Here is a 19,599-nt window from a genome sequence, read left to right on the forward strand (position 1 = left end):
CCGCCGAGATGAGCGTTGCGATATTTATCCTTCGATCATGGAAACGCAGTCCGGTGCACGCACCCCCCTCGTCGACCCGTTCGGTCGCGAGCTCGAGGAGTGGCTCCGTGACGCCCCGGCGACGCGCGCCCCGTACCTGTCGGACCTCGTGGTCCCGCCGGTCACCGGGCCCGTGCAGCGTCCGGACGCAGCGTCGGACGCCCCCGTCGAGCCCGCCACGACCAGCGGCGCCGCGGCCGTCGTCGACGCCGGTGTGCCGGCCGACGACTCCGCCTTCCGTCGCCCCCGCGACCGTGCTCGGCACGCCGCGGTCTGCGCGCCGTCCTTCCCTGAACCGCCGGAGCGCCTCGCCCTCCGCATCGAGGACCTCGCCGTCGAGGTGTCCTCGTCCAGCGGCCGCAGCACGATCGAGCGCATCGTGATCCTCGAGGACGAGGTCCGTCGTCGTGACGAGGACCTCGCTCGCCTCGCCGCGTGGGAGGCCACCGTCGCCGGACAGCGCGACCCCGAGGTCGAGGCCGCTCGGGCGTTCGCCCACTCCGTGTTCGCGGACCTGCTGGCCGATGCCGCGCTCGAGGCCGATCGTCGTGACCGTGCCGCGGCGCGGCGTGCGGCGACGGGCAGCGTGCCGGTCGCCGGCGCGCCCGCGTCGGCCGCCGTCCCGGCACCCGCCGTCGTCACCGCTGTCGTCGCCCCGACGGGCTCCGCGCCCGCTCCAGCGCTCGTGGACGCGACCGAGGTCGTGGACGCGATCGACGCCCCCGAGGCGACCACGCCGGGACGCGACGAGCCCGCTCGTCCGGTGCTGTCCCTCCCGGTCGTCTCACCGGTGTCCGCGAACACGCGACCCACGCCGCTCGTCCAGCCCGCGACCGGGCCGACCGTGATCGACCGTGCCGCGTTCGCCGCCGCGCTGACGGCGCACGCCGGCGCGACCGCGAGCACGCCCGTCGTGCTCCCGGAGGCCGTCGTCCCGACGACCGCCGAGACCGCCGCCCACGCGCCCGCCGCGCACACGCCCGCCGGGCACCCGGCCCACGCAGCCGACGTCGCGTCCGAGGACCGTGCCTCCGCCGGGTGGTGGACGCGCTTCGTCGCCGTCGTCCTGCGCGCGTTCGGTCGCCGCTGATCCACCGGGCAGCGGCGCATCACCCGTCGTCCACAGTGCTGCTCGGTGCCGTCGTCGTCCACAGGGCGCCCGGACCGACCCGGGCGGCTCGGTAGACTGACGGGATGCCGACGCTCCGCGAACTCCAGGCCGTGATCGAAGACCTGTGGCCCGCCGCCGGCGCCGAGTCCTGGGACTCCGTCGGGCTCGTGGCGGGGGACCCCGACCAGACGATCGAGCACGTGCACCTCGCAGTCGACGCCGTCCCGGCCACCGCCCGCGAGACGGTCGAGCTCGGCGCTGACCTGCTGCTCACCCACCACCCGCTGCTGCTCCGCGGCGTCACCACGATCGCCGAGTCGACCTACAAGGGCAGCGTGCTCGCCAACCTGGTGCGCGGCGGGGCAGCCCTCGTCGCAGCGCACACCAACGCCGACGTCGTGACGACGGGTACCTCGGCCGTGCTCGCCGACCGGCTCGGCCTGACCGACCAGCGCCCGCTCGAGCCCGGTGCGGACCCGTCGACGGGCATCGGCCGCGTCGGGGTGCTCGCCGAACCGACCACGCTCGGCGCGCTCGCCCGGGCGCTGGTGGACCTCCTGCCCGGCACCGCGACCGGCGTCCGGGTCTCGGGGGAGTTCGACCGGCCCGTCCGCTCCGTCGCACTCTGCGCCGGCGCCGGTGACGCGTACCTCGGGCACCCCGACGTGCTCGGGGCCGACGTCTACGTCACGAGCGACCTCCGGCACCACCCGGCGTCCGAGTTCCGCGAGCAGGCGATGCTCGTCGGCGGGCCCGCCCTCATCGACACCTCGCACTGGGCCACCGAGTGGCTCTGGCTCGACGTCGCCGCCGAGCAACTCCGCCGCGCCGCGGGCGTCCGCGTCACCGTGAGCGACCTCCGCACCGACCCGTGGGACTTCGCCGTCCTGCCGGCCGCCGAACCCACCACCGACACACAAGGAGTCTGACCATGAAGGCAGCACCCGAGGACCAGGTCATCCTCCTCGACGTCCAGCGTCTCGACAACGACGTCACCCGGATCGCGCACCGCATCACGTCGCTGCAGAAGGGGGACCGGCTCACCGAGCTCGGCACCACGGCGGCGGGGCTGCGCGCCCAGCTCGCGGCGGCCACCGGCGAGGTCGAGGACGCCGAGCGCGAACTCGCCCGCCTCGAGTCCGACACCGCCACGGCGCAGGCCCGTGTGGAGCGTGACACCACGATGCTCCAGAACGTGTCCAGCGCGAAGGACGCCGCCGGTCTCCAGAACGAGCTCGAGTCGCTGCAGCGCCGCATCGGGGACCTCGAGACGGCCGAACTCGAGGTCATGGAGAACCTCGACGGCTTCCGCGCCCGCGTCGGCGACATCGAGGCGCAGCTCGCCGACGTCGAAGCCGCGCGTGCCGGGCTCGTGGCCGAGCGCGACGCCGAGATCGCCCGGCTCGAGTCCGACCGTGAATCGGCCACGCAGAGCCGTACCGCCGTCGCCGCGAAGGTGCCGGCGGACCTCCTCGCGCTGTACGACCGGCAGCGGGCACGGTACGGGTTCGGTGCCTCGCTGCTGCAGGGCGGGGTGTCCACGGCGTCCGGCGTGACGCTCACGAACTCCGATCTGCAGACGATCCGGCGGGCAGCGCCCGACGACGTCGTGCTCTGCCCCGACAGCGACGCGATCCTGGTGCGGACGGCGGAGTCCGGGCTCTAGACGCGACCAGACGACGAACGGGAGGCGCGGTGCCGGCTGGCACCGCGCCTCCCGTCCGTCGTGTGCGTGCGCTGGCGGGGGCGGGCCGGCCGCACCGCGCGACCCGCCGCGGGCCGGGCGCACGGTGCGGCGCACACGACCTGGTGCGGTGTCGGTCACGCGGTGGCGCGCTGAAGCGGCGCACCGAGTGCGCAACCCGGCACGGGTTCGCCCTCCGCGCACCGTGCGCCCGCGCACAGTGCCGCGGTCGGCGCCCGCGGCGCCCGCGCGCCGGGGCGTGGGGTGCGAATGGGCCGGCCGTACGCCGGGTTCTGTCCCGCCGCTCGCGCGGCGGTGACGGCCATCTCTCTCGGACCGACGTTGCCGTCGGCCTCCAGCGGTCTACCCGAGGACTCGGCGAGCAGCCTCAGCGTCCTCTGTCTGACCTTGCTCCGGGCGAGGTTTACCGAGCGGATCCGGTCACCCGGACCCCTGGTGGTCTCTTACACCACCGTTTCACCCTTACCGACGTCGCCGCCGGCGGTCTGCTTTCTGTGGCACTGTCTCGCGGATTGCTCCGGGTGGGTGTTACCCACCGCCCTGCTCTGTGGAGCCCGGACGTTCCTCGGCACTCCCGGGGGAGTGACGCGACCGTCTCACCGACCCATTCGCGAGCACGAGTCTACCGGGCGCGGACGCCGAGGTCGCGCGAAGTGCCGTCCCGACGAGACGCGCGCGGCACCTTGTGCGACCTCGGCAGGACGCGCGCGGCGTGTTGTGCGACCTCGGCGTCCGGGCGAGCCCACGCAGGCGCGTCCGACGCGTCAGGCGCTCCGCGCGGCCAGGGTCGCGGCGCCGATGATGCCCGCGTTGTTCCGGAGCGTCGCCGGGATGATGTCCGCCTGCAGGTCGAGCAGCGGCAGGAACTCCTCGTACTGCTTCGACACCCCGCCGCCGACGACGAAGAGCTCCGGGGAGAGCAGGGCCTCGAGCGTGGAGTAGTACTTCTGCAGCCGCTTCGCCCAGTGCTTCCACGACAGGTCGTCGCGCTCCTTCGCGGCGAACGAGGCGCGCGACTCGGCGTCGTGCCCGTCGATCTCGAGGTGCCCGAGCTCCGAGTTCACGATGAGCACGCCGTCGTTGATGAGCGCCGTGCCGATGCCCGTGCCGAGCGTCGTGACGACGACCAGGCCGTCCTTGCCCTTCGCCGCACCGAACTGCTGCTCGGCGTACCCGGCGGCGTCGGCGTCGTTGACGAAGTGGATGGAGCGGCCGAGCTCCTTCTCGAAGAGCGCCTCGGCCTCGAAGCCGATCCACTTCTTCGACACGTTCGCCGCGGACATGGTCTTGCCGTCGCGGACGATCGCCGGGAAGCAGACCCCGACGGGCACGTCCGACGCCGGAGCGAGCTCGTCGAGGATGGACGCGGCCACGGCGACGATGTCGTGCGGCTTCCCGCCCTCGGGCGTGGCCTTCTTGATCCGGTCGGTGGTGAGTTCGCCGGTGGAGACGTCGACGATCGCGCCCTTGATGCCCGTGCCGCCGATGTCGACGCCGACTGCGAGGGTGGTCATGAGGAGCCTTTCGGTGTGGAGGTCAGGAGACCGTGAGGAGTTCCGCGCCGCGCTCGGTGACGACGAGGGTGTGTTCGAACTGTGCGGTCCACGACTTGTCCCGGGTGGAGACGGTCCAGTCGTCGGCCCAGATGTCGGCGTCGATGCCGCCGAGCGTGAGCATCGGCTCGATCGTGAAGACCATGCCGGGCACCATGACGTCGTCGAAGCGCGGGGCGTCGTAGTGGGGGATGATCAGCCCGGAGTGGAACGCCCGCCCGACGCCGTGGCCGGTGTAGTCGCGGACGACGCCGTAGCCGAAGCGCTTCGCGTACGCCTCGATGGCACGGCCGATGACGTTCACCTGCCGACCAGGGGCGACGGCCTTGATCCCGCGCTCGAGGGCGAGTCGCGTGCGGGTCACGAGGTCCTCGACCTCCTGCGACGCCTGCCCGACGATGAAGGTGCGGTTCGTGTCGCCGTGCATCCCGTCCTTGTAGGCGGTGATGTCGATGTTGACGAGGTCGCCCTCCTGCAGGACGGTGTCGTCGGGGATGCCGTGGCAGATGACCTCGTTGAGGCTCGAGCAGAGCGACTTCGGGTAGCCGCGGTAGCCGAGCGTCGAGGGGTAGGCGCCGTGCGCGACGACGAACTCGTGGCCGATCCGGTCGAGCTCGTCCGTCGTGACACCGGGCCGGATCGCTGCGCCGACGGCGTCGATGGCCTGGGAGGCGATGCGCCCGGCGGTCCGGATCCGCTCGACCTCGTCCGGGGTGTACGTGTCGCCGAGTCCGTGCTCGTGCGGCTCGGCCTTGCCGACGTACTCCGGGCGCTCGATCTCCTTCGGGACGGACCGCAACGGGGAGATGCGGCCGGCGGTCAGGTGTCCGTGTTCGTCCCGGGGCATGCGGACCACTCTAGCCGGGGCCGCGGGGTGCGGACGCGAGGGCCTGGAGGCGCGGTGCCGGCTCGCCGGACCGGCACCGCGCCTCCAGGCGGTCACCCAGCGCGCGGGGCGCGGCGCGGCCGCACCGCCGCCGTCCCACCTGGGTACGGTGGCGGCATGAGTGACGAACGCATCGAGTCCCAGTGGTGGTTCAACGAGAAGACGCACGCCGTCGAGCAGGGCCCGCAGTCGCCGCAGCGCGACCGGATCGGCCCGTTCGCCTCGCGTGAGGAAGCGCAACACGCCCTGGACCGGATCAAGGCGAACAACGAGCGTTGGGACGACGAAGACCAATAGGCTGAGACTCCCAGCTGGACCAGCTGCACCACGGAAAGGGCGTCAATGGACAAGCAGACGGACTTCGTGCTCCGCACCATCGAGGAGCGGGGCATCAAGTTCATCCGACTCTGGTTCACGGACGTCATCGGGACCCTGAAGTCCGTGGCGATCGCCCCGGCCGAGGTCGAGGGCGCGTTCGCCGAGGGCATCGGGTTCGACGGCTCCGCGATCGAGGGACTCACGCGCTCGTACGAGGCGGACGTCCTGGCCCACCCGGACCCGTCGACGTTCCAGATCCTCCCGTGGCGCGGCGAGATCGACCCGACCGCGCGGATGTTCTGCGACATCACGACGCCGGATGGTCAGCCCGCCGTCGCCGACCCGCGCAACGTGCTCAAGCGCACGCTGGCGAAGGCGAGCGAACGCGGCTTCACGTTCTACACGCACCCCGAGATCGAGTTCTACCTGCTGAAGAGCCGTGACTGGAAGGACGGCGGCCCGCAGCCCGTCGACCGTGCCGGCTACTTCGACAACGTCCCCGGTGGCAGCGCGCACGACTTCCGTCGCCGGTCCGTCCGGATGCTCGAGGACCTCGGCATCTCGGTGGAGTTCTCCCACCACGAGGCCGGCCCCGGCCAGAACGAGATCGACCTCCGCTACGCCGACGCACTGACGATGGCGGACAACATCATGACGTTCCGCACCGTCGTGAAGGAGGTCGCGATCGAGCAGGGCGTCTACGCGACGTTCATGCCGAAGCCGATCTCCGGCCAGCCGGGCTCGGGCATGCACACGCACGTGTCGCTGTTCGAGGGCGACCAGAACGCCTTCTACGAGGCAGGCGGTCAGTACCAGCTGTCCGACACCGCGAAGCACTTCATCGCCGGCGTCCTCAAGCACGCGCCGGAGATCACCGCCGTCACGAACCAGTTCGTGAACTCGTACAAGCGCCTCTGGGGCGGTGACGAGGCCCCGTCGTTCGTGACCTGGGGCCACAACAACCGCTCGGCCCTCGTGCGCGTCCCGCTGTACAAGCCGAACAAGGGCCAGTCCGCCCGCATCGAGTACCGCGGCATCGACTCGGCGGCGAACCCGTACCTCGCGTACTCGCTGCTGCTGGCCGCGGGGCTCAAGGGCATCGACGAGGGCTACGAGCTCCCGCCGGAGGCCGAGGACAACGTCTGGAGCCTGTCCGACTCCGAGCGCCGTGCCCTCGGGTACAGCCAGCTGCCGGCGAGCCTCGACCACGCGCTGAGCCTCATGGAGGACTCGGAACTCGTGGCGGAGACGCTCGGCGAGCAGGTCTTCAACTTCGTGCTGCTGAACAAGCGCCAGGAGTGGAAGGCCTACCGCGACCAGGTCACGCCGTTCGAGCTCGACACGAACCTCGGCGCGCTCTGACGGCACCGGGGGCACGCACCACATGACCGGTCGGACGACGACGTCGCGTTCCGAGTTGGCCCGCCTGGGCTTCGCGGAGCTGTCGGAGACCCTGGAACGCATCGCCGACCTGGAGGCGCGGTTCGGCCCCGACCTGCAGGTGCCGGTGAGCGGGTCCCCGGCACTGTGGGAGTCCACGGCCGATCCCGACGGCGCACTCCGCGCGCTCGAGCGGCTGCTCGAGCGCGCGCCGGACGAACTGCGTCCGGTCCTCGCCGACGACGCCGCCACCGAACGGCTCGTGCGGCTCCTCGGGGCGTCGGTCGGGCTCGGCGAGTTCCTGCACCGACGTCCGGCGGAGATCGACCTGCTCCTGGCGCCGGTGACGGCCCCGTGGTCGCAGCAGGAGTACACCGACTCGTTGCTCGCCGCGATCGATGGTGCCACGGGCGAGGACGCCCGGCTCCGGCTCCGGGTGCGCTACCGCCGGCACCTGGCCCAGATCGCGCTGTTCGACGTCCTGAACGCCGCGCCGACCGAGGCGTTCCCCGCCGTCGCGGCCGGGCTGGCCGACCTCGCCGGTGCCGCGCTCGAGGCCGCGGTGGACGTCGCCCGACGCGAGGTCCCGTTCCCCGCGGCCGACGTCGAGGCGACGCCGCTCGCCGTCATCGCGATGGGCAAGGCCGGGGCCCGCGAACTCAACTACGTCAGCGACGTCGACGTCATCTTCGTCACCGAACCGACCCACGACGACGAGGCGGGCACGGGCGTGGGGACCGACCGTGCCGTGCTCATCGCCACGCGGCTGGCGATCGCGGCCACGCACGCCATCACCGACCTCGCGGCCGAACCGGCGCTGTGGGAGGTCGATGCGAACCTCCGGCCGGAGGGCAAGGACGGCGCACTCGTCCGGACGCTCGACTCCCACGTGGCGTACTACGAGCGCTGGGCGAAGGAGTGGGAGTTCCAGGCCCTGCTCAAGGCGCGGCCGATCGCCGGGTCGGTCGACCTGGGGGAGCGCTACGCCACCGCGGTCGCCGGCTTCGTGTGGACGTCCGCGCAACGACCGGGGTTCGTCGAGTCCGTGCAGCGCATGCGGCAGCGGGTCACCGACAACATCCCCGACGACGAGGTCGACCGGCAGCTCAAGCTCGGGCCGGGCGGTCTGCGCGACGTCGAGTTCACCGTGCAGCTGCTGCAGCTCGTGCACGGCCGCGACGACGAGACCGTCCGGGTCCGGTCCACGCTCGAGGCGATGGACGCGCTCACCGACGCCGGCTACGTCGGCCGTGCCGAGGCCGCCCGCTTCGGGCCGGACTACGCCCTGCTCCGCCTGCTCGAACACCGCATCCAGCTCCGCCGCCTGCAGCGCACCCACCTCATGCCGTCCGACGAGGACGAGCTCCGGGTCCTCGCGCGGTCGAGCGGTCTCGCACGGTCCGCTGCGGCGCTCGAGACACGGTGGCGTGCGGTGAAGCTCGAGGTGCGCGGCCTGCACGAGCGCCTGTTCTACCGGCCCCTGCTGTCCGCGGTAGCCGCGAGCGACGGCGACATCGTGCTCACCAGCGACCAGGCGGTCGACCGGCTCGGCGCGATCGGCTTCGCGGACCCCGCCGGGGCACTCGGCCACATCCGAGCCCTGACGCAGGGCACCAGCCGCCGGGCGGCGATCCAGCGGAACCTGCTGCCGGTGCTCCTGCGCTGGATGGCCGAGGGACCGGCACCGGACCGGGCGCTCCTGGCCTTCCGTCGGCTGAGCGACACCCTGGGGGAGTCGAGCTGGTTCCTCCGCATGCTCCGGGACTCCTCCGGCGCAGCACACTCGCTCACCACCGTGCTCTCCGAGTCGGCGTTCCTGTCCGGGCTGCTCGAACGATTCCCCGAGGCCGTGGCCTGGCTCGACGAACCGGAGGCGCTGCTGCGCCCCCGGCCGATCGAGTCGCTGCTCGCCGAGGTCACGGCGACGACGGCACGGCACGGGGACGACGTGGACGGCGCGGCCGCCCTGGTCCGGTCCGCCCGACGGCGTGAGACGCTCCGGCTCGGCATGGCCGCCGTGCTCGGACACCTCGACGTCGATGCCCTCGGCCCGGCGTTGAGCGACGTCACGGAGTCGACCCTGGCCGGTGCCCTCACGCTCGCGCGACGGGACGCCCCGGCCGGCATGGAGTTCGGCGTCATCGCGATGGGGCGGTACGGCGGCCGCGAGCTCGGCTTCGGCTCGGACGCCGACGTCCTCTACGTGTACCGGGCGACCGAGGACGTCCCGTCCGAACAGGCTTCGCGCGCGGCGCAGACCATCGTGCGGGAGCTCGCCCGGTTGACCGACGACGCGATCCACCCGTTCGACCTCGACATCGACCTCCGCCCCGAGGGCAAGAACGGCCCCGTGGTGCGCACGCTCGACTCCTACGGCGCGTACTACGCCCGCTGGTCGCTCACGTGGGAGGCCCAGGCGCTGCTCCGGGCCCGCGGGGCGGTCGGGGACGCGCAGCTCCTGCGTGACTTCGAGCACCTCGCCGACCGCACGCGCTACCCGGAGCACATCGACGACCAGCAGGTGCGCGAGGTCCGACGCATCAAGGCCCGTGTCGAGTCCGAACGCCTCCCGCGCGGTGCGGACCCCGCCCGGCACCTCAAGCTCGGCCGCGGTTCCCTGAGCGACGTCGAGTGGTTCGTCCAGCTCCTCCAGCTGCAGCACGCGCTGACGATCCCGGGCCTCCGGACGACGTCCACGCTCGAGGCGCTCGACGCCGCCCGCGACGCCGGCCTCGTCGCCCCCGACGACGCCGAGCGTCTCGGTGCCGCCTGGCGCTTCGCCTCGCGGACCCGGAGCGCGCTCGTGCTCTGGTCGGGCAAGACCACGGACGTGCTGCCCGTCGACCGGGTGCAGCTCGAGGGCATCGCACGTCTGATGGAGTACCCGCCAGGGTCCGCCTCGGAGCTCGAGGAGGACTACCTCGGGGTCACCCGTCGGGCACGTCAGGTCTTCGAGCGCGAGTTCTACGGCGCCTGACGCCCGTCGCGACACGCCCGGACCGACGTGTTTCGCAGCGAGTTGACACGTCCTCGGAAGTGAATTCCCCGTAACGTGCAGCGTCCCCCGTTCGACATCTGCCTGTACCCCGGCGGCGCACTGATGAGCGCTCGTTACCTGGTCGTTACCGAGCATCCGGGGTGACTGGAACGTGCCCGGCAGGCGAGGCAACGCGGTCCGAGGTGACCATCCGCTGACCGGGGGTTTCCTGCAGAGGTGAGTCGCGCCTCCCGGGCCCGGGAGGTCTGCAGAACGCGCGTTGCGCGGTGAACGTGGTCCACCGGAGTGCTGTCAGCACCAGTGCGGACACGATGACCACACGCGGAGGGGGACCGTGGTGTACCCCGTAACGTGCCCGTAACGCCCCCGGTCGGGGGTCGCGTTGCGCACCGGGTCACGGTTCTGCATCAATGGGGTCACCCGAACCGGCCCTGATTCCCCAACGAAGCGGAATCTCCACCTCGAACGTTGAAGCAGGGATCGATGTTCACCTTCATTCTGCAGATCAGGCAGATGGTCGAAGGGCACCCCGAGTTCTACCTGTTCGCCGTGTACTCCGCGGTGATCTGGTTGCTCTGGTTGCTCAAGGTCATCCTGTCCGCCCGCTACCGCCCCTACACCGGCACCTACACCGGCACCACGAGCGTCGTCGTCCCCGTCGTGGACGAACCGCTCGACCTCTTCCGCGACGTCATCGGCCGCATGGTCGAGCAGCGTCCCGGCGAGATCATCGTCGTCATCAACGGCGCCCGCAACGAGGCCCTCGAAGCGGTCTGTGACGAGTTCGCCCCACTCGTCCGCTGGACGCACACGCCCATCCCGGGCAAGCGCAACGCCGTCAAGGTCGGCACCGAGATGTCCAACGGCGACATCACCGTGCTCGTCGACTCGGACACGGTGTGGACGCCCGGCACCCTCGACGAGCTGCTCAAGCCGTTCGCGGACGCCTCGGTCGGTGGCGTGACGACGCGCCAGCGCATCCTCGAGCCGACCCGCAGCTGGATCACCCGCTGGGCGGACTGGCTGGAGAACTCCCGCGCGCTGTACTCGATGCCCGCGCAGAGCGTCCTCGGTCAGATCGGTTGCCTGCCCGGGCGCACGATCGCCTTCCGCCGCGACATCCTCGTGCGCGTCATGGACCGCTTCATGCACGAGAAGTTCATGGGCGTGTTCCTCGAGGTGTCCGACGACCGGACGCTGACGAACCTCACGCTCAAGGAGGGGTACCGGACCGTCTACCAGTACACGTCGCTGGTCTACACGGACGCTCCGCTGCAGGTGAAGAAGCTGTTCAAGCAGCAGCTCCGCTGGGCCCGTGGTTCGCAGTACAACACGCTCCGGATGCTCCCGTGGATGCTCGGCCACGCGCCGATCCTCGCGGTGTTCTTCCTCACCGACATCATCCTGCCGTTCATGCTGTTCGGCGTGATCGCCGGCTGGATCTACCGCGCCTTCACCGGACAGGGCGAGAACCTCTACCAGGGGATCCTGCAGCAGTACGGCTTCTCCACCGGCTTCGTCTACGTCGCGGCCCTCATGGTGGTCTCGTCGGTGCTCAGCATGGCGATCCGGCAGATGCGGCATCTCGCCGAGAAGCCGAGCGACTTCTTCCGCCTGCCGATGTTCATCATCGTGTCGACGTTCTTCCTCATGCCGATCCGGCTCATCGGCTTCTTCCGCCTGGCGCACGCGTCCGGCTGGGGGACCCGTGCCGGTGCGTACGCCGGTGGACCGATGGAGGAGGACCCCGCGGACGCGGTGCAGCCCTCGGCCGTCGCCACCCAGACCCCGGTGAGCCCGATCGACGCGGCTGCCCCGGCCCCGGCCGGTGGAGCCGGCTACGGCGACGACCAGCGCGCCGTGGACCGGGCGTTCGACGACCTGTTCGGCCCGGACGCCACCACCAACTCCACCGCGACGGTGCTCGCGACCCGCCGCTCGGCAGCCACTGCGGCGCAGTCGCAGTCGGCGACCGCGGCGGCCCCCGCCCCGGCACGCGTCCGTCGGTACAACCCGTACGCCGCGATCCCGTACTGCATCGGCTTCGCGATCTTCGCCCTGGAGGCCTTCCTCATTGTCTGACCTCATCCGCTCCTCAGGTGCCTGGTGGGCCCAGTCCAGCAAGCACGCACGACTCACCGCGGTCGGGACCACCGCCATCGTCCTCGTCCTCGGACTCATCACCTGGAACGTCTGGGTGTCTCCGGCGGGCTCGGTGTCCACCGCGGTCCACCAGGCGCTCGGTGTGACGCCGCCGAAGAAGAAGATCTCGGCGGCCGAGCTCCAGACGAAGCTCACGGCCGCCCAGGAGAAGATCTGGGCGCTCGAGGGCAAGCTCGACTCCTCGACCGCGCAGTCCGGCTCGCGTGCCGACCAGATCGCCGAGCTCAAGGCGCAGATCGCTTCGCTGCAGTCGGACCTCGGTGCTGCCAAGGCCGCCGGGGCACGGTCCGGTGACGGCGCGTCGGGTTCGGGAGGGTCGGGCGACGGTTCCGGCAGCGGTTCCGGCGGCTCCGGGTCGGGCGACGGTTCGGGCAGTGGCTCGGGTGGTTCCGGCGGCTCTGGCAACGGTTCCGGCTCCGGCTCCGGTTCCGGCAACCACGGCGTCACGAACCCGAACGGCGGCCCCTCGAAGGACCCCGGCACGACCCCGATCGCCGTCCCCACCAAGGCGCAGATCATGGCGCAGCCGGCTCGCTGGTACGGCCTCTACACCGCGCAGTCGCCCTTCAACTGGGCGGAGTACGACGAGGTCTCGCAGCAGGTCGGCAAGGCCACGAACATGGTCGGCTTCTTCCAGGGCTTCGACCAGGACTTCAACGCCACCGCCGTCCAGCGCGCGTGGGCGAACGGCCGCCTGCCGCTCATGACCTGGGAGTCCGCACCTGCCGAGACGGGCAACGACGCGAAGTACGTCCCCGGGTACACGAACGAGGACATCGTCTCCGGCAAGTTCGACGCCTACCTCACGAAGTACGCGAAGGCCCTCGCGGCGAACGGGCAGCCGATGGTCATCCGGCTCGACCACGAGATGAACGGCTCTTGGTACAACTGGTCGGAGGGGACGGCGCAGCAGAACGCGGCCGGGTCCTACGTGGCGATGTGGCAGCACGTGCACGACGTCTTCCAGGCCAGCGGCGCGAACAAGTACGTCATCTGGAACTGGGCACCAAGCCGCATCGACAAGCTCGGCAACGACAAGTACATGCAGCTCGACTACCTGCGTGAGTACTACCCGGAGTCGAAGTACGTCGACTGGGTCGGGATGAGCGGGTACTACCGCACCGCCTCCGAGTCGCCGACCTTCGACAACACGTTCGGCAAGACCCTCGCCCAGCTCCGCCAGATCGCACCGGACAAGAAGATCCTCCTCAGTGAGATCGGTGCGACCGAGACCGGGACGAGCGTGACCAACGGGCAGAAGGCGAAGTGGATCACGTCGCTCTTCGACGGCCTCGCGGAACCGGCGAACGACGACGTCATCGGCTTCTCGTACTTCAGCGAGACCGCGACCACGGTCGTGGACGGCGTCCGCACCACGAACGACTGGCGACTCAACTCCCGCGCCGACAGCCTCCAGGCCTTCGTGGCCGGCATCTCGCGCACCGACACCGACTACGACCTGCAGGAGGTCAAGCAGTGACCGCTCAGAAGAAGACCGCAGACTCCCGTCCGGCACCCGTCATCAGCGTCATCGGCACCGGCTACCTCGGTGCCACCCACGCGGCCGCCATGGCCGAGATGGGCTTCGAGACCATCGGCGTGGACGTCGATCCCGCCAAGCTCGCGGCCCTGTCCGCCGGTGAGGTCCCGTTCTACGAGCCCGGACTGCCGGAGCTCATCACGAAGCACGTCGCCAGCGGCAAGCTCCGCTTCACGGCGTCGCTGCCCGAGGCCGTGGCCGCGGCCGACGTCCACTTCGTCTGCGTCGGGACGCCGCAGCGCGCCGGGTCGCACGCCGCGAACCTCACCTACGTCGAGAACGCCACCCGCGGTGTCGCCGAGAACCTGACGCACCCCGGCCTCATCGTCGGCAAGTCGACGGTCCCGGTGGGCACGGCCGAGCGGCTCCGCGGCATCGTCCGCGAGTTCACCCCGTCGGGCATCGACGCCGAGCTCATCTGGAACCCGGAGTTCCTGCGCGAGGGCAAGGCCGTCGACGACACGCTGCACCCGGACCGGCTCGTCTGGGGCGGTGCCTCCGCATCGGCCGACGCCGTGATCCGCGAGGTCTACGCCGCTCCCATCGCCGAGGGCACCCCGGTCATCACGACCGACCTCGCCACGGCGGAGCTCGTCAAGGTCAGCGCGAACGCGTTCCTCGCCACGAAGATCTCGTTCATCAACGCGATCTCCGAGATGTGTGCGATCACCGGTGCGGACGTGTCGACCCTTGCCGACGCTCTCGGGCACGACGCCCGCATCGGCCGCAAGTTCCTGAACGCCGGCCTCGGATTCGGCGGTGGCTGCCTGCCGAAGGACATCCGGGCGCTCATGCACCGCGCGAACGAGCTCGGTGCCGGTCGTGTCGTCGGCCTCATGCAGCAGGTCGACGAGATCAACATGGGCCAGCGTGAGCGCGTCATCGACATGACGATCGACGCGCTCGGCGGCTCCGTGCTGAACCGTCGCGTCGCCGTCGTCGGGGCGGCGTTCAAGCCCCTCACCGACGACGTCCGCGACTCGCCGGCACTCAACGTCGCCGCTGCGCTGCACCTCCGCGGCGCCCAGGTCACCCTGTGGGACCCGGAGGCGATGGAGACCGCCCGCCGCTCCTTCCCGACGCTCACCTACTCGTCGTCGATGGAGGGTGCGATCGAGGACGCCGACGTCGTGCTCGTCCTCACCGAGTGGGACGAGGTCATCGCTGCCGACCCCGCGGCGCTCGCCTCGATCGTCGGGCGTCGCACGGTGATCGACGCCCGCAACTGCCTCCCGGTCGCCGACTGGGTCAAGGCGGGTTGGACCGTCCGTTCCCTGGGACGGCCCACTCCGGTCACGGGTGCACCCGTGAGCGTCGCTGCGGGGACGAACGACGCGGTGGCCACCGCGCGGTAGTCACCCGGACGCGAAGCGGGGTCTGTGCCGGGGCGGCACGGGCCCCGTTCTCGTGTGCCCTGCTCGTTCGGGCGCACCTGGTCGTATCGGGCGTACCTGGTCGGAACTTCCGACCAGGTACGCCCGATTCGTCATGGCAGCGCGCGTGTGATGGGAAGGAACGTGCGAGGCGACCGCCTGGAGGCGCGGTGCCGGCCCGCCGGGCGTGCTCCGCGCCTCCAGGCAGGCACGTTCTCACCCGGTGGCCGGGCCCGCAGGCGAGTGTCGGCACAGCGAGAACGCCCCCGCACCGGAGAACCGGTGCGGGGGCGTTCGTGGTGCGGTGCGTGTCAGACGCCGAAGTAGAGCTCGTACTCGAACGGGTGCGGGCGCTGCGCGAGCGGGAGGATCTCGTTCTCGCGCTTGTAGTCGATCCAGGTCTGGATGAGGTCCTCGGTGAAGACGTTGCCCTTCGTGAGGAACTCGTGGTCCGCCTCGAGCGCCTCGAGCGCCTCGTCGAGGGAGCCGGGGACCTGGGGGATGCCCTTCGCCTCTTCCGGCGGGAGCTCGTAGAGGTCCTTGTCGACCGGCTCGTGCGGCTCGATGCGGTTCTGGATGCCGTCGAGGCCCGCCATCAGCTGCGCGGCGAACGCGAGGTACGGGTTGCCCGAGGCGTCCGGCGCGCGGAACTCGATGCGCTTGGCCTTGGGGTTCGTGCCCGTGATCGGGATGCGGATCGCGGCGGAGCGGTTGCCGGCCGAGTAGACCAGGTTGACCGGGGCCTCGAAGCCCTTCACCAGACGGTGGTACGAGTTGATCGACGGGTTCGTGAAGGCGAGCAGCGCCGGGGCGTGCTTGAGGATGCCGCCGATGTACCAGCGGGCGAGGTCGGACAGGCCGCCGTAGCCGTTCTCGTCGTAGAACAGCGGCTTGCCGTCGCTCCAGAGCGACTGGTGGGTGTGCATGCCCGAACCGTTGTCACCGAAGAGCGGCTTCGGCATGAACGTGGCGACCTTGCCCCACTGGTCGGCGGTGTTCTTGACGATGTACTTGAACTTCAGGATGTCGTCCGCGGCGTGGACCATCGTGTCGAACTTGTAGTTGATCTCCTGCTGGCCGCCGGTGCCCACCTCGTGGTGCGAGCGCTCGAGCTCGAAGCCCGCCTCGATCAGCTTGAGGGTGATGTCGTCGCGGAGGTCGGCCGTCTTGTCGACCGGCGACACGGGGAAGTAGCCGCCCTTGTAGGGGGTCTTGTTGGCGAGGTTGCCGCCCTCTTCCTCGCGACCGGTGTTCCAGGCGCCCTCTTCGGAGTCAACCGAGTAGAACGACTTGTTCTGGGTGACCGAGTAGCGGACGTCGTCGAAGATGTAGAACTCGGCCTCGGGGGCGAAGAACGCGGTGTCCGCGATGCCCGTCGACGCGAGGTACTTCTCCGCCTTCTTGGCGACCTGACGCGGGTCACGGCCGTAGATCTCGCCGTTCCGCGGGTTGTAGATGTCGAAGATCATGATCAGCGTGCGCTCGGCGCGGAACTGGTCGATGTACGCCGTCGTCACGTCGGGGATGAGCTGCATGTCGGACTCGTGGATCGACGCGAAGCCGCGGATCGAGGAGCCGTCGAAGAGCTGGCCGACCGAGAAGAAGTCCTCGTCGACGGTGGAGGCCGGGATGTTGAAGTGCTGCTGCACACCCGGCAGATCCGTGAACCGGATGTCGAGGAACTTGACGTCGGTGTCCTTGATGAAGGCCAGGACCTCGGAGGAATCGCTGAACATGTGGGCCGATCTCCAATGGGTTGGGTGATGTCGGAGGGTCCATCTCGGCACCCTCCGACGAGGCTATTGACACCGAGTTTCCCGGACATGACTGGATTGTTTCGTGCGTGTTACGTCGACCCGTTCGCCTACGCTGGGACCATGGCCCGCAGCACCAGTTCGTCGTCCGCGTCGTCCTCCGGGGGATCGGGGCATCCCGACGGCTGGCCGGGCAAGGACCTCGGTCTGCCGGAAGAGGGGCCCCGCAGCGTCGGGCGGATCGGCCGCCGGATCGTGGCCCTGCTGATCGACGGCGCGCTGGCCGACCTTGTGGCGTACGTGACCGGTGTGTGGTCGCCGGTGAACGGCTCGGGGGACATCGCGCACTCGTGGATCCAGATCGCGATCTTCGCCGTGCTGCAGATCCTGTTCATCTGCCTGCTGTCGGGGTCGTTCGGGCACGTGTGCGTCGGACTCCGGGTGGTGCCGATGCGCGGCGGGTACGTCGGGGTCTGGCGGCCGGTGGTGCGGACGGTGCTGCTGTGCCTCGTCGTGCCGGCGCTGATCATCGACCGCGACAGCCGTGGGGCGCACGACCGGATCGCGGGGACGGTGTTGGTGCGGCGCTGAGGGGGCTGTGGCACGGAGGGGCGAGAGCGCGGCCGTGCGGAGCGCGTGGCGCGGGCGGCGCGAGAGCGCGGCGCAGCACGGTGCGAGGTTCCGTCGTCAGTGCGAGCAGGCACCGGTCCCACGGTGCGCCGAACCTCGCACGGTGCGCGATCGACCCATCGCCGACGTTCGGACCGCCAGCGCACGGGACCCGCGCTGCACGGTGCGAGGTGCTTCGCCGGGCGTGGAGTTGCCCACTCGGCGCCGCACGACGAGCCCGCACCGCCTGGTCGACCTCGCACCGACTGGCGAGAGCCGCACCGTGCGAGGCCGCCGACGTCGCATGACGCCGCGCGGACGCCGTACTGCGCGCCGCCGCACTGCGCGACGCCGCCGACCCCACCGCGCCACCGCCCGCCCTGCCCCGCGCCCCGCGGACGCAGAACGCCCCCGACCTGGCACGGTCGGGGGCGTTCGTCGTCTGCGGGGGAGTCCGTCAGCGCGGACGTCCCGCGCGGGCCCGCATCGGGTCCATCCCCTTCGGGATCGCCGCGGCCGGGCTCTGCGTGAGGGAGTCGAGCCGGTTCGCGACCGCCAGGACCTCGTTGCGGTTGAGCGCCTTCTTGAACTTGTTCATGGCACGGGGGAGCTTGTGCAGCGTCACGGAGTCGTCACCGTCGCCGTCCTTGCCGCTGGCCACGTGCACGACGTGCACCGGGACGTTCGGGACGATGCGCTGGACCTTGCGGCGCTCCTCGTCGACCTGGCGGTTGAGGTTGCCGCGCTGACCCTCGGTGATGAGCACGACGCCCGGGGTGCCGACGGCCCGGTAGACAGCGGCCTGCGAACGACCGTGCACCGCGACCGGCATCTCGCTCGAGCGCCACTGGCGGCGGAGCGAGTTCGACAGCACGGCACCGACGGCACCGGGCTGCCCCTCGATCTGCGAGTAGGCGGCACGTTCGGCCAGCCGACCGAGGACGATCAGGAAGAGCAGCACACCCAGCAGCACGCCGGCCACGATCCAGAGGATGACCGCGAGCCAGTTCTGCCCGGGCAGCAGCAGGGCGAGCAGGACGCCCAGCACCACCGGGACGACGAACGCCAGGGCGAACCACCAGACGGAGCTCGGGTCCGCCCGACGGGTCATCGTGAAGACCTGGTACATCTGCTTGAGACGACCCGGCTCCTTCGCCGTCGTACCTTGAGAACTGCTGCGTGCCATGCGACCAGGATACGGCCTGTCCCGACTTCCGAGGACCGTCGATGCTCTGGCTGTGGGCGAACAGCGTTCTCCACAGGACGGCGTCCCGTCCGCCGGAGGATGGGCGGGCCCGGCCAGGCTGTCCGGATGCAGACGCTCTCCGATCACGTCCGGTGGCACGCGGTGGACGACGAGCAGCCGTTCCTCGCCTGGGTCGCCGACCGCGCCGCCATCGCCCCGGATCCCTCGGCACGGCACCTCGTCCCGGTCGTCGACGTCGGCCGGCTGGCGGACGGACGGCTCGCCGTCGACGTCCTCCGTCCCGCGGGGACGGTGCTGTCCGCGGCACTCGACACCCTCGGCACGCCGACCACCGGTGTCGCCGTGACGCTCACCGTCCCGATGCTCGAGCTCGCGGTGACCGAACGCTCCGGCGCGGTGCAGATCGGCTCCGCGGGGCTCGACGACGTCCTGGTGGACGATGCCGGTGCGGTCGTGCTGTGCGACCGGCCACCCGGGTCGGACGGCGTCCGTCGGTCCGACCAGAGCGGCGCGAGGGTCCTGGTCCTCGCGGCCCGGCTGGTGTGGGAGCGGATCGACGCACGCGCGCCGGACCGTCCGGCCGTCGATGGCGCCCTCGCCGAGGCCCTCGACGGCGACACGACGGCGGTGCGTGCGGCGTTGGCGGTGGTCCGAGCGGCCGCGGCGCCGCGCCCGGTCCGCTGGGAACGGCCGTCGGACGACCTGCTCGTCGGGCTGCCCGAGCGCACGGCGATGCCACCGGGGCCGGCTGGTTCCCTCGAGACGGCGCTGCGCGGGGTCGTCGAGCACGGCCTCCCGATCGGCGGTGGGAGACGGCTGCCGCTCCGACGCGCGCTGGTGGGAGTCGTGGTCGCGGCGGGGCTGACCGCGGCGGTGGTCTTCACGATCGGCTGAACACGCCAGCAACGGGGAACGGCCCCGATCCACGGTGGGATCGGGGCCGTCCGGAGTACGACGAGCGCT

The 19,599-nt window shown here is 71.0% G+C and carries 15 protein-coding genes and 1 other RNA gene; 11 read left to right on the forward strand and 5 right to left on the reverse strand.

Going from position 1 to position 19,599, the window contains the following annotated elements:
* The first annotated feature begins 37 nt into the window (after nucleotides 1–37).
* The 3 genes from QE359_RS12395 (at nucleotide 38) to QE359_RS12405 (ending at nucleotide 2,816) form a co-directional block, all read left to right on the forward strand.
* The gene (locus tag QE359_RS12395; RefSeq protein ID WP_309779433.1) at nucleotides 38–1,129 is read left to right on the forward strand and encodes a hypothetical protein; all 1,092 of its coding nucleotides are present in this window, start codon (nucleotides 38–40) and stop codon (nucleotides 1,127–1,129) included.
* Between the two features lie 104 nt (nucleotides 1,130–1,233).
* Nucleotides 1,234–2,079, forward strand: a complete 846-nt coding sequence (locus QE359_RS12400) for a Nif3-like dinuclear metal center hexameric protein (protein WP_309779434.1) — start codon at nucleotides 1,234–1,236, stop codon at nucleotides 2,077–2,079.
* A gap of 2 nt (nucleotides 2,080–2,081) precedes the next feature.
* Complete coding sequence (locus QE359_RS12405) at nucleotides 2,082–2,816, forward strand: hypothetical protein (protein ID WP_309779435.1); 735 nt, start codon at nucleotides 2,082–2,084, stop codon at nucleotides 2,814–2,816.
* 285 nt (nucleotides 2,817–3,101) lie between these two features.
* On the opposite strand, the gene rnpB is transcribed toward QE359_RS12405, so the two are convergent.
* From rnpB to map, 3 genes are all read right to left on the reverse strand, one after another.
* Nucleotides 3,102–3,462, reverse strand: an RNA gene (rnpB, locus tag QE359_RS12410) — RNase P RNA component class A.
* Between the two features lie 157 nt (nucleotides 3,463–3,619).
* The gene (gene ppgK, locus QE359_RS12415; RefSeq protein WP_309779436.1) at nucleotides 3,620–4,369 is read right to left on the reverse strand and encodes a polyphosphate--glucose phosphotransferase; all 750 of its coding nucleotides are present in this window, start codon (nucleotides 4,367–4,369) and stop codon (nucleotides 3,620–3,622) included.
* A 22-nt stretch (nucleotides 4,370–4,391) separates the two neighbouring features.
* Entirely contained in the window at nucleotides 4,392–5,255 is an 864-nt protein-coding gene (gene map / locus QE359_RS12420; protein WP_071295240.1) for a type I methionyl aminopeptidase, read from the reverse strand.
* A gap of 156 nt (nucleotides 5,256–5,411) precedes the next feature.
* Here map and QE359_RS12425 point away from each other — a divergent pair, with 156 nt between their 5' ends.
* The 6 genes from QE359_RS12425 (at nucleotide 5,412) to QE359_RS12450 (ending at nucleotide 15,048) form a co-directional block, all read left to right on the forward strand.
* A complete protein-coding gene (locus QE359_RS12425) occupies nucleotides 5,412–5,591 on the forward strand; it encodes an SPOR domain-containing protein (RefSeq protein WP_070418781.1) in 180 nt (59 codons plus the stop codon).
* Nucleotides 5,592–5,636: 45 nt separating this feature from the next.
* A complete protein-coding gene (gene glnA, locus QE359_RS12430; protein WP_070418782.1) occupies nucleotides 5,637–6,974 on the forward strand; it encodes a type I glutamate--ammonia ligase in 1,338 nt (445 codons plus the stop codon).
* 22 nt (nucleotides 6,975–6,996) lie between these two features.
* Nucleotides 6,997–9,969 (forward strand): bifunctional [glutamine synthetase] adenylyltransferase/[glutamine synthetase]-adenylyl-L-tyrosine phosphorylase, encoded by a 2,973-nt coding sequence (locus QE359_RS12435; protein WP_309779437.1) that lies wholly within the window; start codon nucleotides 6,997–6,999, stop codon nucleotides 9,967–9,969.
* A 504-nt stretch (nucleotides 9,970–10,473) separates the two neighbouring features.
* Nucleotides 10,474–12,072: a glycosyltransferase family 2 protein gene (locus QE359_RS12440; protein ID WP_070418784.1), complete on the forward strand. Its 1,599-nt coding sequence runs from the start codon at nucleotides 10,474–10,476 to the stop codon at nucleotides 12,070–12,072.
* Complete coding sequence (locus QE359_RS12445; protein WP_309779439.1) at nucleotides 12,065–13,633, forward strand: glycosyl hydrolase; 1,569 nt, start codon at nucleotides 12,065–12,067, stop codon at nucleotides 13,631–13,633. Before QE359_RS12440 ends, QE359_RS12445 begins: the two co-directional genes overlap by 8 nt.
* Nucleotides 13,630–15,048: a UDP-glucose/GDP-mannose dehydrogenase family protein gene (locus tag QE359_RS12450; protein ID WP_070418786.1), complete on the forward strand. Its 1,419-nt coding sequence runs from the start codon at nucleotides 13,630–13,632 to the stop codon at nucleotides 15,046–15,048. Before QE359_RS12445 ends, QE359_RS12450 begins: the two co-directional genes overlap by 4 nt.
* Before the next feature lie 329 nt (nucleotides 15,049–15,377).
* On the opposite strand, the gene glnA (QE359_RS12455) is transcribed toward QE359_RS12450, so the two are convergent.
* Nucleotides 15,378–16,802 carry a type I glutamate--ammonia ligase gene (glnA, locus tag QE359_RS12455; protein ID WP_070418787.1) on the reverse strand — a complete coding sequence of 475 codons (1,425 nt, stop codon included), beginning with the start codon at nucleotides 16,800–16,802 and terminating at the stop codon, nucleotides 15,378–15,380.
* 141 nt (nucleotides 16,803–16,943) lie between these two features.
* On the opposite strand from glnA (QE359_RS12455), the gene QE359_RS12460 reads away from it, so the two are divergent.
* Entirely contained in the window at nucleotides 16,944–17,411 is a 468-nt protein-coding gene (locus tag QE359_RS12460) for an RDD family protein (RefSeq protein WP_070418788.1), read from the forward strand.
* A 475-nt stretch (nucleotides 17,412–17,886) separates the two neighbouring features.
* Here the strand turns inward: QE359_RS12460 and QE359_RS12465 are convergent, their stop codons facing one another.
* Entirely contained in the window at nucleotides 17,887–18,615 is a 729-nt protein-coding gene (locus QE359_RS12465; RefSeq protein WP_309779440.1) for a DUF4191 family protein, read from the reverse strand.
* A gap of 126 nt (nucleotides 18,616–18,741) precedes the next feature.
* On the opposite strand from QE359_RS12465, the gene QE359_RS12470 reads away from it, so the two are divergent.
* On the forward strand, nucleotides 18,742–19,530 hold the full coding sequence (locus tag QE359_RS12470) for a hypothetical protein (protein ID WP_309779441.1): 789 nt from the start codon (nucleotides 18,742–18,744) through the stop codon (nucleotides 19,528–19,530).
* Nucleotides 19,531–19,599 lie beyond the last annotated feature (69 nt).

The sequence above is a fragment of the Curtobacterium sp. SORGH_AS_0776 genome (assembly GCF_031453355.1).
Taxonomy (GTDB): domain Bacteria; phylum Actinomycetota; class Actinomycetes; order Actinomycetales; family Microbacteriaceae; genus Curtobacterium.

What these genes read in the sequence shown, in the direction of transcription:
- QE359_RS12440 (WP_070418784.1), top strand. Translation starts at nt 10,474, where the DNA reads ATGTTCACCTTCATTCTGCAGATCAGGCAGATGGTCGAAGGGCACCCC.
- QE359_RS12395 (WP_309779433.1), top strand. Translation starts at nt 38, where the DNA reads ATGGAAACGCAGTCCGGTGCACGCACCCCCCTCGTCGACCCGTTCGGT.
- QE359_RS12435 (WP_309779437.1), top strand. Translation starts at nt 6,997, where the DNA reads ATGACCGGTCGGACGACGACGTCGCGTTCCGAGTTGGCCCGCCTGGGC.
- QE359_RS12460 (WP_070418788.1), top strand. Translation starts at nt 16,944, where the DNA reads ATGGCCCGCAGCACCAGTTCGTCGTCCGCGTCGTCCTCCGGGGGATCG.
- QE359_RS12400 (WP_309779434.1), top strand. Translation starts at nt 1,234, where the DNA reads ATGCCGACGCTCCGCGAACTCCAGGCCGTGATCGAAGACCTGTGGCCC.
- QE359_RS12465 (WP_309779440.1), bottom strand. Translation starts at nt 18,615, where the DNA reads ATGGCACGCAGCAGTTCTCAAGGTACGACGGCGAAGGAGCCGGGTCGT.
- glnA (WP_070418782.1), top strand. Translation starts at nt 5,637, where the DNA reads ATGGACAAGCAGACGGACTTCGTGCTCCGCACCATCGAGGAGCGGGGC.
- map (WP_071295240.1), bottom strand. Translation starts at nt 5,255, where the DNA reads ATGCCCCGGGACGAACACGGACACCTGACCGCCGGCCGCATCTCCCCG.
- QE359_RS12425 (WP_070418781.1), top strand. Translation starts at nt 5,412, where the DNA reads ATGAGTGACGAACGCATCGAGTCCCAGTGGTGGTTCAACGAGAAGACG.
- glnA (WP_070418787.1), bottom strand. Translation starts at nt 16,802, where the DNA reads ATGTTCAGCGATTCCTCCGAGGTCCTGGCCTTCATCAAGGACACCGAC.
- QE359_RS12405 (WP_309779435.1), top strand. Translation starts at nt 2,082, where the DNA reads ATGAAGGCAGCACCCGAGGACCAGGTCATCCTCCTCGACGTCCAGCGT.
- QE359_RS12470 (WP_309779441.1), top strand. Translation starts at nt 18,742, where the DNA reads ATGCAGACGCTCTCCGATCACGTCCGGTGGCACGCGGTGGACGACGAG.
- ppgK (WP_309779436.1), bottom strand. Translation starts at nt 4,369, where the DNA reads ATGACCACCCTCGCAGTCGGCGTCGACATCGGCGGCACGGGCATCAAG.